The sequence below is a fragment of the Streptomyces sp. 2-1 genome (genome assembly GCF_048564895.1).
In the GTDB taxonomy this organism is placed as follows: domain Bacteria; phylum Actinomycetota; class Actinomycetes; order Streptomycetales; family Streptomycetaceae; genus Streptomyces; species Streptomyces phaeochromogenes.
Genome location: NZ_CP183383.1, coordinates 6,033,877 through 6,049,411, shown reverse-complemented (window position 1 = coordinate 6,049,411; position 15,535 = coordinate 6,033,877). Strand labels below are relative to the sequence as shown.

Annotated in this window: 9 protein-coding genes and 3 rRNA genes; 7 read left to right on the top strand and 5 right to left on the bottom strand. The window is 65.3% G+C overall.

Annotated elements, in window-relative coordinates:
• Positions 1–3 precede the first annotated feature (3 nt).
• Positions 4–1,428 carry an ATP-binding protein gene (locus ACN20J_RS26780; RefSeq protein ID WP_055613372.1) on the top strand — a complete coding sequence of 475 codons (1,425 nt, stop codon included), beginning with the start codon at positions 4–6 and terminating at the stop codon, positions 1,426–1,428.
• Positions 1,429–1,442: 14 nt separating this feature from the next.
• Positions 1,443–3,038: a type IV secretory system conjugative DNA transfer family protein gene (locus ACN20J_RS26775; protein WP_419666969.1), complete on the top strand. Its 1,596-nt coding sequence runs from the start codon at positions 1,443–1,445 to the stop codon at positions 3,036–3,038.
• A 54-nt stretch (positions 3,039–3,092) separates the two neighbouring features.
• Here the strand turns inward: ACN20J_RS26775 and ACN20J_RS26770 are convergent, their stop codons facing one another.
• A complete protein-coding gene (locus tag ACN20J_RS26770) occupies positions 3,093–3,683 on the bottom strand; it encodes a GNAT family N-acetyltransferase (RefSeq protein WP_190228847.1) in 591 nt (196 codons plus the stop codon).
• A gap of 94 nt (positions 3,684–3,777) precedes the next feature.
• Between ACN20J_RS26770 and ACN20J_RS26765 the strand changes: the two genes are divergently transcribed.
• The 4 genes from ACN20J_RS26765 to ACN20J_RS26750 all read left to right on the top strand — a co-directional run bounded on the left by ACN20J_RS26765 (position 3,778) and on the right by ACN20J_RS26750 (position 7,613).
• Positions 3,778–4,692: an ABC transporter ATP-binding protein gene (locus ACN20J_RS26765; protein ID WP_190228846.1), complete on the top strand. Its 915-nt coding sequence runs from the start codon at positions 3,778–3,780 to the stop codon at positions 4,690–4,692.
• Positions 4,689–5,462, top strand: coding sequence for an ABC transporter permease (locus ACN20J_RS26760; protein WP_190228845.1), 774 nt, complete (start codon positions 4,689–4,691; stop codon positions 5,460–5,462). The genes ACN20J_RS26765 and ACN20J_RS26760 overlap by 4 nt, the downstream gene beginning before the upstream one ends.
• A gap of 232 nt (positions 5,463–5,694) precedes the next feature.
• The gene (locus ACN20J_RS26755) at positions 5,695–6,948 is read left to right on the top strand and encodes a sensor histidine kinase (protein WP_419668959.1); all 1,254 of its coding nucleotides are present in this window, start codon (positions 5,695–5,697) and stop codon (positions 6,946–6,948) included.
• Positions 6,945–7,613, top strand: a complete 669-nt coding sequence (locus ACN20J_RS26750; protein WP_190228844.1) for a response regulator — start codon at positions 6,945–6,947, stop codon at positions 7,611–7,613. Before ACN20J_RS26755 ends, ACN20J_RS26750 begins: the two co-directional genes overlap by 4 nt.
• 73 nt (positions 7,614–7,686) lie before the next feature.
• Here ACN20J_RS26750 and rrf read toward each other — a convergent pair.
• The 4 genes from rrf to ACN20J_RS26730 all read right to left on the bottom strand — a co-directional run bounded on the left by rrf (position 7,687) and on the right by ACN20J_RS26730 (position 14,108).
• A 5S ribosomal RNA gene (rrf, locus tag ACN20J_RS26745) occupies positions 7,687–7,803 on the bottom strand.
• An 88-nt stretch (positions 7,804–7,891) separates the two neighbouring features.
• Positions 7,892–11,013: ribosomal RNA gene (locus ACN20J_RS26740) — 23S ribosomal RNA — on the bottom strand.
• A 317-nt stretch (positions 11,014–11,330) separates the two neighbouring features.
• A 16S ribosomal RNA gene (locus ACN20J_RS26735) occupies positions 11,331–12,858 on the bottom strand.
• The 16S, 23S and 5S rRNA genes sit together here, the layout of an rRNA operon.
• A 701-nt stretch (positions 12,859–13,559) precedes the next feature.
• Positions 13,560–14,108, bottom strand: coding sequence for a MarR family winged helix-turn-helix transcriptional regulator (locus tag ACN20J_RS26730; RefSeq protein WP_189841676.1), 549 nt, complete (start codon positions 14,106–14,108; stop codon positions 13,560–13,562).
• 148 nt (positions 14,109–14,256) lie between these two features.
• Between ACN20J_RS26730 and ACN20J_RS26725 the strand changes: the two genes are divergently transcribed.
• Positions 14,257–15,528, top strand: coding sequence for an MFS transporter (locus ACN20J_RS26725; protein ID WP_419666968.1), 1,272 nt, complete (start codon positions 14,257–14,259; stop codon positions 15,526–15,528).
• Positions 15,529–15,535 lie beyond the last annotated feature (7 nt).

Below are 15,535 nucleotides of genomic sequence, written 5' to 3'. Positions count from 1 at the left end.
CCGATGCGGGATCCGCTGTCCGTCCTCACCGAGGCCTTCACGTCCTTCCTCTTCGGCAAGGTCGAGACGACCCGCCCACCGGTGCGCACCTCCACCGGCCAGGCCCAGGCCGTCTACCTGCCGACCGCGGCCCCCGGCCTCGGCGACTCCGGCGTCATCATCGGCCGCGAGGTCTACTCCGGGAAGGGCTACATCTACGACCCCTTCCAGCTGTACGGACAACAGCTCCCGGCCCCGCACTGGCTGGTCCTCGGCGAGTCCGGCAACGGCAAGTCGGCCCTGGAGAAGACGTACGTCCTGCGGCAGTTGAGGTTCAAGGACCGGCAGGTCGTCGTGCTCGACGCACAGGGCGAGGACGGCGACGGCGAGTGGAACCTCATCGCCCGCGAGCTGGGTATAACCCCCATCCGGCTCGACCCGACCGCCGCCCTGGACATGGGAATCCGGCTCAACCCGCTCGACCCCGCGATCACCACGACCGGCCAGCTCGCGCTGCTCCGGACGATCATCGAGGTCGCGATGGGCCACGGCCTGGACGAGCGCTCCGGCTTCGCGCTCAAGGTCGCGCACGCCTACGTCAACGAGACGATCGTCGAGCGCCAGCCCGTACTGACGGACATCGTCGAACAACTGCGCCACCCCGAACCGGAGTCGGCCGAGGCGATGAACGTCGCCATAGACGACGTACGGGCCTGGGGCCTGGACGTCGCCCTCGTCATCGACCGCCTCGTCGACGGTGACCTGCGCGGCATGTTCGACGGCCCGACGACCGTCGGCATCGACCTCGACGCGCCGCTCATCGTCTTCGACCTGTCCCACATCGACCGCAACTCCATCGCCATGCCGATCCTCATGGCGATCGTCGGCGTGTGGCTGGAGCACACGTGGATCCGCCCCGACCGGAGGAAGCGCATCTTCCTGGTCGAGGAGGCCTGGCACATCATCAACAGTCCGTTCGTGGCCCAGCTCTTCCAGCGCCTGCTGAAGTTCGGACGCCGCCTCGGTCTGTCGTTCGTGGCGGTGGTCCACCACTTGAGCGACGTGGTCGACGGTGCGGCGGCGAAGGAGGCCTCCGCGATCCTGAAGATGGCGTCCACACGGACGATCTACGCCCAGAAGGCGGACGAGGCGAGGTCGACGGGACGGGTGCTGGGCCTGCCCAGGTGGGCCGTGGAAATCATCCCCACCCTGACGCCCGGCATCGCGGTCTGGGACGTCAACGGCAACGTCCAAGTGGTCAAACACCTGATCACCGAGACCGAACGCCCCCTCGTCTTCACCGACCGCGCCATGACACAGTCGTCGGCCGACCACCTGACGGACGACGCCCTGCGGGCCGCCGAACTGGAGGCCGAGGAACGCGCGGCGGCGTTCATGGAGCAACACCTGAGCGATCTCGACGACTCGTCCGAGTCCACGGTGGCGTAGAGGAGCGGCCCGAGATGAGACCGGACGAACGCGACCGCCACCGCGGCGGCGAAGGCGGCATCCCCGACGGACTGCTGGTCGGTGTCCTGGCCTTCGTCCTCGGCATGACCGTCATGGTGTGGACGGCGACCGGCCTGGCCGGCCTCTTCACCCACGGCTCCTGGCCCTCCGAGGTCACCTTCCGCCGTACGCCCCTGGCCATGCGCCAACTGGTCGCGGCCCCCCACGACATCGCAGCAGCCTGGCCGGAAACCCCGGACACCCAACTCTCCGGATACGGCCTCTTCTGGGGCCTCTTCATCGGCCAGCTGATGGTCCTGCTGGTCCTGACGGTGTTCGTCATGGGGACGGCGGCGAGGTGGCGGGCGGGGAGGGCGAGGCGCAGGGCGCTGGCCGCGTCCAGCATGGCCGAGCCCGCTCCCGAGCCGCAGGCAAAGGCAGAGCCGCAGCCCCAGCCACAGACGCAGCCTCAGACGCGGTCAGAGACGCGGTCAGAGACCGTGCCTCGTGAGGTCGCTCCGCGGCCTGCGGTGGAGCGGGTGACGGCGGCCGAGCCCGTCCATGCGGCGGAGCCGCCGCTGGAGTCGGTTCCCTCGGTGGCCGACGGTAATCGGGTGGGTGGGTGGGAAAGCATCCGCGCCGAAGGCGCGGGGTCGGTGGGTGTACCCACACCGCGAGGCCCCGTAATCCTCGGCCCCCCAGAGACCCGCCACCCCCTCGCCGTCCAGGCGATCCGGGACGCCGACGGCCCGGCCCTCGTCATCACCTCCAACCCCACCCTCTGGTCGGACACGAAGGACGCCCGCGCGAAACTGGGCCCGGTCCTCCTCTACGACCCCTCCCACCTCTGCGACACCCCGGCCCGCCTCCACTGGTCCCCCTCCACCGGCTGCGAGAACAAGGACACCGCCAAGGCCCGCGCGGCAGCGCTCCTCGCCCCGGTCCGCCCCACCGCGAAAATCGACCAGACGGTCGCCGAGACTGCGGAAACCCTCCTGCGCAGCTACCTCCACGCCGCCGCCGTGGACGGCCGCACCATCCGCCACGTCCACCGCTGGGCCCAGGGCACCCAGGTCCAGGAAGCCGTACGCATCCTCCGTACGAACCCCAAGGCCGCCTCCGGCTCCGCTGGCGAACTCGAGGCCACCCTCACCTCGCACCCCGAACGCCGGGACATCGCCCAGGAGTTGACGGCCCGCGCCCTGTCCGCCCTGTTCACGGTGAATGTCCGCGAAGCCTGCACCCCGAACAGAACCGACAGCCTCACCCTGGATTCTTTCGTCGACGAAGGGGGCACGCTTTATGTGGTCGGTGAACCCATCGAGGACCCCAGGGCGAATCCCGGCGCGATGCCCCTGCTGACGGCCCTCGCCTCAAGCGTGGTCGAGCGCGGCCGGCGCATGGCCGAACGGTCATCCTCCGGTCGCCTCGACCCACCACTCACCCTCGTCCTGGACGACGTGGCGGCGGTGGCCCCGCTCCCCCAGCTCCCGGACCTGCTGGCCGCGAGCGGAGGCACGGGCCCGGACCGAGGCCTCCCCGTCCTGGCCCTCCTCCGCTCCCGCGAACAGGCCCGCTCCCGCTGGCCCCACCACGAACTCCCCGTGTAGGTCACCAGGCACCCGGTGTAGGTCACCGGGCAGGTCCGGGCAACTCACCGCCCCCTAGGGCCGCTTGAACACGAACTCCAGCTCCCGCGCGCCCGGATCCCCGGGCACCGGAACGCTCTCCCCCGTGGGCACGAACCCGAACTTCCGGTAGAAGGCCTCGGCCCGCCCGTTCCGCTCGTCCACGAACAACCGCACCCGCTCCACCCCGGCGACCTCCCACGCCCACTCCAGGGCGTACGCGAAGAGCCGCTCGGTGAGCCCCCGCCCCCGCACCTCCGGCCGCACATACACGGCCACGAGATGCCCCTGGCGTACGTCGCTCACATCCCCGAGCGCGCCCGGCGCCCCCGCCTCCTCGACGAGCACGACCACCGACCCGACCCACCGCCCGTCGGGCGCCACGGCGACCACCTGCTGCCGCTCACGCACCCCCTCGGCGGCCCCGGCCGCCCGCTCCCGCCAGAAACTGTCGGGCCGGCCCACGGCAGCCTCGTACGTCTCCAGAAACGCGAGGTGCGCCACCGGATCCCGGAGCGCGGCCAGCCGCAACTCCTTCGCCGCGGGCCACTCGTCGGCACGTACCGAACGCACCACATGGCCCGCCGAGGCATCGAAACGGTCATCAGAACGAACATCGGGGCTCATGAGGGTCACCGTAATACCGGGGTACTACACCCTTCACCTCATATCCCGCCGTCGTCCGACGCCTCCGGCCCTCGCCCGGCCGACGATCGAAGACATGATTACGGCCTCCGAACTGACCAAACGCTACGGCGACAAGACAGTCGTCTCCGACCTCACCTTCACGGTCCGCCCGGGCACGGTCACCGGCTTCCTCGGCCCCAACGGCGCCGGCAAGTCCACCACCATGCGCATGATCCTCGGCCTGGACGCCCCGACACACGGCACCGCCACGGTCGGCGACCACGCGTACGCCGACAACCCCGCACCCCTCCACGAGGTCGGCGCACTCCTGGAGGCCCGCTCGGTCCACCCGGGCCGCACGGCCCACCACCACCTGGTCGCCCTCGCCCTCACCCACGGCATCCCCCGGAGCCGCGTCGACCACGTCCTGGACCTCACCGGCCTGACCGACGTTGCCGGACGGCGGGTCAAGGGTTTCTCCCTCGGCATGGGCCAACGCCTCGGCATCGCCGCCGCGTTGCTCGGCGACCCGGCCACCGTGATCCTCGACGAACCGGTCAACGGCCTCGACCCCGAGGGCGTCCTGTGGATCCGCAACCTCCTCAAGTCCCTTGCCACGGAAGGCCGTACGGTCTTCGTCTCCTCCCACCTGATGAGCGAGATGGCCCTGACCGCCGAGCACCTGATCATCATCGGCAGGGGCCGCCTGCTGGCCGACACGACGGTCGACACGTTCGTACGCGAATCGGGCGCGGGCACGATCAAGGTGGTCACCCCGGAAGCGGGCCTGCTCACCCAACTCCTCGCCGCCCCGGACGTGGACGTGTCGAGCTCCACCCCCGGAACCCTCGAAATCAGCGGTACGAACACCGAACACATCGGCCGCACCGCCGCCGCCCACGGCATCCCCCTCTTCGAACTCACCCCGCACGCCGCCTCGTTGGAGCAGGCCTTCATGGACCTGACCCGCGACTCCCTCGAATACGCAGCCCACTTGGAGCCGGCATGACCACCCTCGCCCTCACCCCGGCCCGCATCCTGCGCTCCGAGTGGCACAAGCTGTGGACGGTCCGCTCCACCTGGATCATGCTGACCGCCGCGACCGCCGTGACCCTCGCCATCGGCATCGGGATGAGCGCGTCGTACGAGGGAGGCGGCGACGACACAGCGCGCTTCGACCCCGTCCAGTTCCTGCTCTTCGGCACGCAGTTCTCGCAGATCATCCTGGCCGTCGTCGCCGTCCTGTTCATCGCGGGCGAGTACGGCACGGGGATGATCCGCTCCACGATGGTGGCCGTACCGCGCCGCCTCCCGGTCCTCTGGTCCAAGGCGGGCGTGGTCGCCGCGGTCGTCTTCACCGCCACCCTGGCCACGTTCCTGGTCACCTTCTCCGCAGGCCAGCTCTTCCTCGACGGCACGGACAAGGAACTGTCCCTCACCGACCCGGGCGTCCTCGGCACCCTCCTCGGCAGCGCGGCGGGCCTGACCTCCCTGGCCCTCATCGGCCTCGGCCTGGGCGCCCTGCTCCGCTCGGTCCCCGGCGGCATCACCGCCTTCATCGGAGGCGTCACCGTCCTCCCCGAGGTCCTCAGGATGTTCCCGTACGACGTCATGGACAGCGCCTCCAAGTACTTCCCCGGCAGGGCCGCCGAGGGCCTGATGACCCTCCACGACTCCTCCGACTACGCGGCCACAGGCCCCGCCCTCCTCGCCCTCACCCTGTGGACGGCCGCGATCCTGGGCACCGCGGGCCTGCTCCTCAAACGACGGGACGTATGACCGACTCCCGCACCACCAACTCCCCTACCACCGGCTCTCGTACGAGGATGGAACCGTGACCGAAACACGGGACCGGCCCCGGAACTGGCACGGGAACTGGCACCGGAACTGGCTGCGCAGGGCCCGCGACCAGAGCCGCCGTGACCGCGCCCGCCGGGACCAGGCCTGGCGCGACCAGTCCTGGCGGGGCTGGTCACCGGACGGGGCCCGCCAGCAACCGGCCACCCGCCAGATACACCGCCTCAGCCACCGGGTGCGCGCCTTCGACCGACGCCACCCGCTGGTGTGGGACGTCCTGGTCTCGGGTCTTCTCCTGGCCATCGCGGTCAACGACATGCAGGGAGGCTGGCGGAACATCACCGAGAACCCGGACGCACCGACCTGGCTTCTCACCATCCTGACGCTGGGATTCACGGTCCCACTCCTGTGGCGCCGCACATATCCCGTCACCGTCCTCCTGGCGATGCTTCCGCTCGCAGTCGTCAACGCCTGGACCGGCACGGACCTCCAGGCGAGCCTGACCCTGCTCGTCGCCACGTTCAACATCGCGCTGCACACCGGCCTGCGCACCCTGCTCTGGTCGTACGCCCTCACCCTGGGGCCGATCGTCGTGGACGCCCTCCGCCACCCGGAAGTGCAGGGCGCCGACCAGTCCATCGTGCCGCAGGCGACCCGCCTCGCCATGGTGGCCATCGTGGGCGTCTCCTACCGCACCCGCCAGGAGTACCTCGCCTCCCTCGTCGAGCGCGCCCGCCACCTGGAGGTGGAACGCGACCAGCAGGCCCGCCTCGCCACCGCCGCCGAACGCACCCGCATAGCCCGCGAGATGCACGACATCATCGGCCACAACCTCTCGGTCATCACCAGCCTCGCCGACGGCGGCTCATACGCAGCCGCCAAGAACCCCGAACGCGCCGCCCAGGCCCTCACCGCCATCGGCACGACCAGCCGCCAGGCCCTGGGCGAACTCCGCCGCCTCCTGGACGTACTACGCACAGACCCCTCAGAAACAGAGCCACCAGGAGCCGCCCCCCTGGGACTTGAGCCCCTCGAATCCTCTGCACCCTCGGGAGTGGAGATGGCCCCCCAGCCGTCCCTCACCGACCTCGACCACCTCATAGAAGGCGTACGTTCCGCCGGCCTCCCGGTCCGCACCACCATCCACGGCTACGCAACCGCCCTCCCCCCGGGCCGCCAACTCACCGTCTACCGAGTCATCCAGGAAGCCCTGACAAACACCCTCAAGCACGGCGGCCCAGACGCGACATCGACGGTCTCGGTGTCGTACGGGGACGGCGGCGCCGTGACCGCGACGGTGACCGACACCGGCCGCGGAGGCACAGGCCGGAGCAACGGCGCCGGGGGCCGCGGTCTCACCGGAATGCGCGAACGAACTGCCCTGTACGGCGGCACACTTGAGTCCGGCCCGCTCCCGGACCACGGCTGGCGCGTCCACCTGCACCTACCGGAGGAAACCCCGCAGTGACCACCGTGCTCATCGTCGACGACCAGCCGCTGCAGCGCTTCGGCTTCCGCATGCTCCTGGAGAGCCAGGACGACATGGCGGTCGTGGGCGAAGCGTCCAACGGCACCGAGGCGATCCGCATGACGGCCGAACTCCACCCGGACGTCGCCCTGATGGACATCCGCATGCCCGGCCTCGACGGCATCGAGGCAACCCGCCGCATCGTCTCCTCCGGAGACCGCACCCGCGTCCTCATCCTCACCACGTTCGACCTGGACGAGTACGCGTACGCCGGCCTGCGTGCGGGCGCCTCCGGCTTCCTCATCAAGGACGCCCAGCCCGAGGAACTCCTCGCCGGCATCCGCGCGGTGGCCACGGGCGACGCGGTCGTAGCCCCGAGCCTGACCCGCCGCCTCCTCGACGCCTACGCCGAGCACCTCCCCACGCCGGGCCCGGAAACAACCCCCGCCCAGGACCCGCGTCTGACTTCCCTCACGGACCGCGAACGCGAAATCCTGACGGTCGTCGGCCAGGGCTGGACGAACACAGAGATATCCACCCGCCTGCATCTCGCCGAATCAACGGTAAAAACCCACGTGAGCCGAATCCTCGCGAAAACGGGCTCCCGTGACCGCATCCAAGCGGTGATCCTGGCGTACGACACAAGACTGGTGGAGCCGTCCTGAAAGGGACCGGGAAAAGTACCCCTAAACGCAAGAAAGCCCCCGCACCGAAGTGCGGGGGCTTTCTTCAATATTTGTTCGGCGGTGTCCTACTCTCCCACAGGGTCCCCCCTGCAGTACCATCGGCGCTGTGAGGCTTAGCTTCCGGGTTCGGAATGTAACCGGGCGTTTCCCTCACGCTATGACCACCGAAACACTATGAAACAGACAAACCGGAGCCGTGACCATGGCTACAACGGTTGTTCGTGGTTTCAGAACCAACACAGTGGACGCGAGCAACTGAGGACAAGCCCTCGGCCTATTAGTACCAGTCAGCTTCACCCCTTACGAGGCTTCCACATCCGGCCTATCAACCCAGTCGTCTACTGGGAGCCTTAACCAATCTAGTTGGTGGGAATACTCATCTCGAAGCAGGCTTCCCGCTTAGATGCTTTCAGCGGTTATCCCTCCCGAACGTAGCCAACCAGCCATGCCCTTGGCAGGACAACTGGCACACCAGAGGTTCGTCCGTCCCGGTCCTCTCGTACTAGGGACAGCCCTTCTCAATATTCCTACGCGCACAGCGGATAGGGACCGAACTGTCTCACGACGTTCTAAACCCAGCTCGCGTACCGCTTTAATGGGCGAACAGCCCAACCCTTGGGACCGACTCCAGCCCCAGGATGCGACGAGCCGACATCGAGGTGCCAAACCATCCCGTCGATATGGACTCTTGGGGAAGATCAGCCTGTTATCCCCGGGGTACCTTTTATCCGTTGAGCGACGGCGCTTCCACAAGCCACCGCCGGATCACTAGTCCCGACTTTCGTCCCTGCTCGACCCGTCGGTCTCACAGTCAAGCTCCCTTGTGCACTTACACTCAACACCTGATTGCCAACCAGGCTGAGGGAACCTTTGGGCGCCTCCGTTACTCTTTAGGAGGCAACCGCCCCAGTTAAACTACCCATCAGACACTGTCCCTGATCCGGATCACGGACCCAGGTTAGACATCCAGCACGACCAGACTGGTATTTCAACGACGACTCCACAGACACTGGCGTGCCCGCTTCAAAGTCTCCCAGCTATCCTACACAAGCCGAACCGAACACCAATATCAAACTGTAGTAAAGGTCCCGGGGTCTTTCCGTCCTGCTGCGCGAAACGAGCATCTTTACTCGTAGTGCAATTTCACCGGGCCTATGGTTGAGACAGTCGAGAAGTCGTTACGCCATTCGTGCAGGTCGGAACTTACCCGACAAGGAATTTCGCTACCTTAGGATGGTTATAGTTACCACCGCCGTTTACTGGCGCTTAAGTTCTCAGCTTCGCACACCCGAAAGTGCACTAACCGGTCCCCTTAACGTTCCAGCACCGGGCAGGCGTCAGTCCGTATACATCGCCTTACGGCTTCGCACGGACCTGTGTTTTTAGTAAACAGTCGCTTCTCGCTGGTCTCTGCGGCCACCCCCAGCTCAGAGAGTAAATCTCATCACCGGTGATGGCCCCCTTCTCCCGAAGTTACGGGGGCATTTTGCCGAGTTCCTTAACCATAGTTCACCCGAACGCCTCGGTATTCTCTACCTGACCACCTGAGTCGGTTTAGGGTACGGGCCGCCATGAAACTCGCTAGAGGCTTTTCTCGACAGCATAGGATCATCCACTTCACCACAATCGGCTCGGCATCAGGTCTCAGCCTTAATGTGCGACGGATTTACCTATCACACGGCCTACACCCTTACCCCGGGACAACCACCGCCCGGGCTGGACTACCTTCCTGCGTCACCCCATCACTCACCTACTACAGGTCTGGTCCGTCGGCTCCACCACTCCCCTTTGCCCGAAGGCTCCAGGGCGGCTTCACGGACTTAGCATCGCCTGGTTCAATGTTTGACGCTTCACAGCGGGTACCGGAATATCAACCGGTTATCCATCGACTACGCCTGTCGGCCTCGCCTTAGGTCCCGACTTACCCTGGGCAGATCAGCTTGACCCAGGAACCCTTAGTCAATCGGCGCACACGTTTCTCACGTGTGTATCGCTACTCATGCCTGCATTCTCACTCGTGAACCGTCCACCACTAGCTTCCGCTGCGGCTTCACCCGGCACACGACGCTCCCCTACCCATCCCAGCGGGCGTTGGCCCTATTGCTGAAATGACACGACTTCGGCGGTACGCTTGAGCCCCGCTACATTGTCGGCGCGGAATCACTAGACCAGTGAGCTATTACGCACTCTTTCAAGGGTGGCTGCTTCTAAGCCAACCTCCTGGTTGTCTCTGCGACTCCACATCCTTTCCCACTTAGCGTACGCTTAGGGGCCTTAGTCGATGCTCTGGGCTGTTTCCCTCTCGACCATGGAGCTTATCCCCCACAGTCTCACTGCCGTGCTCTCACTTACCGGCATTCGGAGTTTGGCTAAGGTCAGTAACCCGGTAGGGCCCATCGCCTATCCAGTGCTCTACCTCCGGCAAGAAACACACGACGCTGCACCTAAATGCATTTCGGGGAGAACCAGCTATCACGGAGTTTGATTGGCCTTTCACCCCTAACCACAGGTCATCCCCCAGGTTTTCAACCCTGGTGGGTTCGGTCCTCCACGACCTCTTACAGCCGCTTCAACCTGCCCATGGCTAGATCACTCCGCTTCGGGTCTTGAGCGCGCTACTAAACCGCCCTATTCGGACTCGCTTTCGCTACGGCTTCCCCACACGGGTTAACCTCGCAACACACCGCAAACTCGCAGGCTCATTCTTCAAAAGGCACGCAGTCACGACGCAAGGAACAAGTTCCTTGCGCGACGCTCCCACGGCTTGTAGGCACACGGTTTCAGGTACTATTTCACTCCGCTCCCGCGGTACTTTTCACCATTCCCTCACGGTACTATCCGCTATCGGTCACCAGGGAATATTTAGGCTTAGCGGGTGGTCCCGCCAGATTCACACGGGATTTCTCGGGCCCCGTGCTACTTGGGTGTCTCTCAAACGAGCCGTTGATGTTTCGACTACGGGGGTCTTACCCTCTACGCCGGACCTTTCGCATGTCCTTCGCCTACACCAACGGTTTCTGACTCGTCTCACAGCCGGCAGACTGTGAAAGAGAGATCCCACAACCCCGTACACGCAACCCCTGCCGGGTCTCACACGTATACGGTTTGGCCTCATCCGGTTTCGCTCGCCACTACTCCCGGAATCACGGTTGTTTTCTCTTCCTGCGGGTACTGAGATGTTTCACTTCCCCGCGTTCCCTCCACACACCCTATGTGTTCAGATGTGGGTGACAGCCCATGACGACTGCCGGGTTTCCCCATTCGGAAACCCCCGGATCAAAGCCTGGTTGACGGCTCCCCGGGGACTATCGTGGCCTCCCACGTCCTTCATCGGTTCCTGGTACCAAGGCATCCACCGTGCGCCCTTAAAAACTTGGCCACAGATGCTCGCGTCCACTGTGCAGTTCTCAAACAACGACCAACCACCCATCACCCCGAACCAGTAGTCCGAGTGCACTGGGGCCGGCACTGAAGATCCAGACACAAGGTCCGTACCCTCAGACACCCAACAGCGTGCCCGACACCCTCGCCACTCATGATCAGCTTTCCACGCCCCGAAGGACAGTACTTGCAGCCCGAGATGACTGAGAGTGCCGAATAATCAACGTTCCACCCATGAGCAACCACCGTCGAACGTGTGCCGACGTAATGGCCCTGGACCACCAAACAATGTCTGGCGGCCTAGATGCTCCTTAGAAAGGAGGTGATCCAGCCGCACCTTCCGGTACGGCTACCTTGTTACGACTTCGTCCCAATCGCCAGTCCCACCTTCGACAGCTCCCTCCCCACAAGGGGGTTGGGCCACCGGCTTCGGGTGTTACCGACTTTCGTGACGTGACGGGCGGTGTGTACAAGGCCCGGGAACGTATTCACCGCAGCAATGCTGATCTGCGATTACTAGCAACTCCGACTTCATGGGGTCGAGTTGCAGACCCCAATCCGAACTGAGACAGGCTTTTTGAGATTCGCTCCGCCTTGCGACATCGCAGCTCATTGTACCTGCCATTGTAGCACGTGTGCAGCCCAAGACATAAGGGGCATGATGACTTGACGTCGTCCCCACCTTCCTCCGAGTTGACCCCGGCAGTCTCCTGTGAGTCCCCATCACCCCGAAGGGCATGCTGGCAACACAGAACAAGGGTTGCGCTCGTTGCGGGACTTAACCCAACATCTCACGACACGAGCTGACGACAGCCATGCACCACCTGTCACCCGACCACAAGGGGGGCACCATCTCTGATGCTTTCCGGGCGATGTCAAGCCTTGGTAAGGTTCTTCGCGTTGCGTCGAATTAAGCCACATGCTCCGCTGCTTGTGCGGGCCCCCGTCAATTCCTTTGAGTTTTAGCCTTGCGGCCGTACTCCCCAGGCGGGGAACTTAATGCGTTAGCTGCGGCACCGACGACGTGGAATGTCGCCAACACCTAGTTCCCACCGTTTACGGCGTGGACTACCAGGGTATCTAATCCTGTTCGCTCCCCACGCTTTCGCTCCTCAGCGTCAGTAATGGCCCAGAGATCCGCCTTCGCCACCGGTGTTCCTCCTGATATCTGCGCATTTCACCGCTACACCAGGAATTCCGATCTCCCCTACCACACTCTAGTCTGCCCGTATCGAATGCAGACCCGGGGTTAAGCCCCGGGCTTTCACATCCGACGTGACAGACCGCCTACGAGCTCTTTACGCCCAATAATTCCGGACAACGCTTGCGCCCTACGTATTACCGCGGCTGCTGGCACGTAGTTAGCCGGCGCTTCTTCTGCAGGTACCGTCACTTTCGCTTCTTCCCTGCTGAAAGAGGTTTACAACCCGAAGGCCGTCATCCCTCACGCGGCGTCGCTGCATCAGGCTTTCGCCCATTGTGCAATATTCCCCACTGCTGCCTCCCGTAGGAGTCTGGGCCGTGTCTCAGTCCCAGTGTGGCCGGTCGCCCTCTCAGGCCGGCTACCCGTCGTCGCCTTGGTGAGCTTCTACCTCACCAACAAGCTGATAGGCCGCGGGCTCATCCTTCACCGCCGGAGCTTTCAACCCCCACCCATGCGGGCAGGAGTGTTATCCGGTATTAGACCCCGTTTCCAGGGCTTGTCCCAGAGTGAAGGGCAGATTGCCCACGTGTTACTCACCCGTTCGCCACTAATCCACCCCGAAGGGCTTCATCGTTCGACTTGCATGTGTTAAGCACGCCGCCAGCGTTCGTCCTGAGCCAGGATCAAACTCTCCGTGAATGTCTGCCGGTAATCCGGCGTAACACCACGAGAGCGGAACAACCAGGCGGAATAAGCCCGGTCATTCACAGCGTCCTCGCTGTGCGCCTACCGGAACAATGCCCGGCAGGACTTTTTCAAAGGAACCTCCACCCACCACATAATGCGGTGGACGGGGTATCAACATATCTGGCGTTGATTTTTGGCACGCTGTTGAGTTCTCAAGGAACGGACGCTTCCTTTGTACTCACCCTCTCGGGCTTTCCTCCGGGCTTCCCTTCGGTCTTGCGTTTCCGACTCTATCAGACCGTTTTCCGATCCGATTTCCTCGGTGCTTTCCGGCCTTTCGGCCTTCCGGCGGTGTTGACTGTATCAGATCCTTTCGGGTCTGACTCCCTGTCAACCGGGTTTGTCTTTGCGGCTGTTGGGCCGTTCCGACGTCCAAAACTTTAGCGGATCCTCTCGGCAGTTCCTAATCGGGCTGCCGGCCCCAAATCGAATTGAATTCGGGCACGCCGAATTCGCCCCGTTGGGAGATCGTGCTGATGGTTTGGTGTGCCGCTTCTGCGGCGGAGGTGCTGTCGCAGAACCGTTACGGCCCCGTGGCAACTCGAAGAACCTTACGGATCGGCGAGGGGAGTGTCAAGTCTCCCCCGGGCGGCCACCCGGCAAACCAGCGGCGGCCAGGAAGTCCGAGCCGGAGCCGAGCCCCAACTCAGGCCTCAGTCAAGGTCGGTGAGCCTGCCGCCGGCGTCCGGCTGGGCGTGCTCCACGCGGCGCAGCAGCCGGGTCAGCACCTCGCCCAGGACGCCGCGATCCTCCGCGGAGAGGTCCTGGAGCAGCTCCTCCTCGAAGACGGAGGCGAGGCGCATGGCCGCCAGCCACTTCGAGCGCCCCTCTTCGGTGAGCTCGACGATGACGCGTACGCGGTTGGACTCGTCGCGTTCCCGGGTGACCAGACCCTCCGCGACCATGCGGTCGATGCGGTGGGTCATGGCGGCCGGAGTGAGGCCGAGTCGCTTGGCGAGGTCGCTCGGGCCCATTCGGTAGGGGGCGCCGGAGAGAACGAGGGCCTTGAGGACCTCCCACTCGGCGTTGCTGATGCCAAGGGTGGCGGTCTGGCGGCCGTAGGCGACGTTCATGCGGCGGTTCAGGCGGCCCAGCGCCGAAACGATCTTCTCGACCTGGGGGTCGAGGTCCTGGAATTCGCGCTGGTAGGCGGCGATCTGCTCTTCGATCGTCGGCTCGCTGACGCGGGGGGTGTCACCCATGGCCGCAGTATGGCACGCGCCCGCTTGGCGTTGAAGTCCTTCGGGATGTACTGTTTAGATCCTAACTTTAGCTTCGAAGTCTTCACCTCTAACTCCTGAGGCAGACGTAAGACTTCTCCTACCAAGGCAGGTGAAAGTGACCAGGGCGATGGGCGCTGAGATGCGCCGGATCCATGTGGGCAACGCACTCAGCGCGTTCGGGCTCGGCTTTACCGTCCCGTATCTGTACGTCTATGTGGCGCAGGTACGGGATCTTGGTGCGATGACGGCGGGGCTCGTGCTCGCCGTCTTCGCCGTGGCCGCGCTCGTGGTGCTGCCGTTCGCGGGGCGGGCCATCGTCCGCCGGGGCCCGCTGCCGGTGTTGCTCGCCGCTCTGGTCACCGCCTCCGTCGGGGCGCTGAGCCTCGGGCTCTCGAGCAGTTCGACGACCGTCCTGTTGTCCGCTGCCGCGCTCGGTGCCGGTCAGGCCGTGATGCAGCCGGTGCTCGCGACGATGATCGTGGACTTCTCGTCGGCCGAGACGCGGTCGCGCGCCTTCGCCACCCAGTTCTTCCTGCAGAACCTCGGGCTCGGGGTCGGCGGGCTCATCGGCGGTCACCTCGTCGACGCCTCGCGGGCGAGCTCGTTCACGCTGCTGTTCTCGATCGAGGCAGCGATGTTCCTGCTGCTCGTCGTGATCATGTCGACCGTACGGATGCCGCGTGCGCCCAAGGTCGAGGGGGCTCCGGGAGGGGCCAGGGGCAGCTGGAAGCAGTTGCTCGGCAACCGGGCCATGGTGCAGCTGTGCGCGGTGGGCTTCGTGCTGTTCTTCGCCTGCTACGGGCAGTTCGAGTCGGGGCTGAGCGCGTACGGCGTCGAGGCGGCGGGGATCTCCACGTCCGCGCTCGGGACCGCCCTCGCCGCGAACACGGCGATGATCGTGGTCGCCCAGTTCGCCGTGCTGCGGTTCGTCGAGCGGCGGAAGCGGTCCCGGGTGATCGGCGCCGTCGGCCTGATCTGGGCCTTCGCCTGGGTGGTCGCCGGGTACGCGGGACTCGGGCACGGCAGCCAGACCATGGCGACGGCCGCGTTCGTGTCGACGTACGCGCTGTTCGGGCTCGGGGAGGCGATGCTGTCGCCGACCGTGGCTCCGCTGGTCGCGGATCTGGCACCGAGCGGGATGGCGGGGCAGTACAACTCCGCCTTCGCCCTGGTGAAGCAGCTGGCGCTCGCGGTCGGGCCTGCGGTGGGCGGGCCGATGGGGGCCTCGCTGCATGCTCCGTACGTCGTGACGTTCCTGCTGTTCTCGCTGGGGATCACGTTCCTGGCGGTGCGGCTGGGGAAGCAGCTCACTCCCGTACAGAATCAGCCGTCGCTGGCGAAGAGCCGGGTCGTGGCGCGGGGCGGGGCTTCGGCCGAGTCCGTGCAGACCGCGGCCTGACGGGCGT

Bases quoted from the DNA above. Each gene is read 5' to 3' on its own strand.
- ACN20J_RS26760 (WP_190228845.1), top strand. From the start codon at position 4,689: ATGACCACCCTCGCCCTCACCCCGGCCCGCATCCTGCGCTCCGAGTGG.
- ACN20J_RS26780 (WP_055613372.1), top strand. From the start codon at position 4: ATGCGGGATCCGCTGTCCGTCCTCACCGAGGCCTTCACGTCCTTCCTC.
- ACN20J_RS26730 (WP_189841676.1), bottom strand. From the start codon at position 14,108: ATGGGTGACACCCCCCGCGTCAGCGAGCCGACGATCGAAGAGCAGATC.
- ACN20J_RS26765 (WP_190228846.1), top strand. From the start codon at position 3,778: ATGATTACGGCCTCCGAACTGACCAAACGCTACGGCGACAAGACAGTC.
- ACN20J_RS26775 (WP_419666969.1), top strand. From the start codon at position 1,443: ATGAGACCGGACGAACGCGACCGCCACCGCGGCGGCGAAGGCGGCATC.
- ACN20J_RS26770 (WP_190228847.1), bottom strand. From the start codon at position 3,683: ATGAGCCCCGATGTTCGTTCTGATGACCGTTTCGATGCCTCGGCGGGC.
- ACN20J_RS26725 (WP_419666968.1), top strand. From the start codon at position 14,257: ATGGGCGCTGAGATGCGCCGGATCCATGTGGGCAACGCACTCAGCGCG.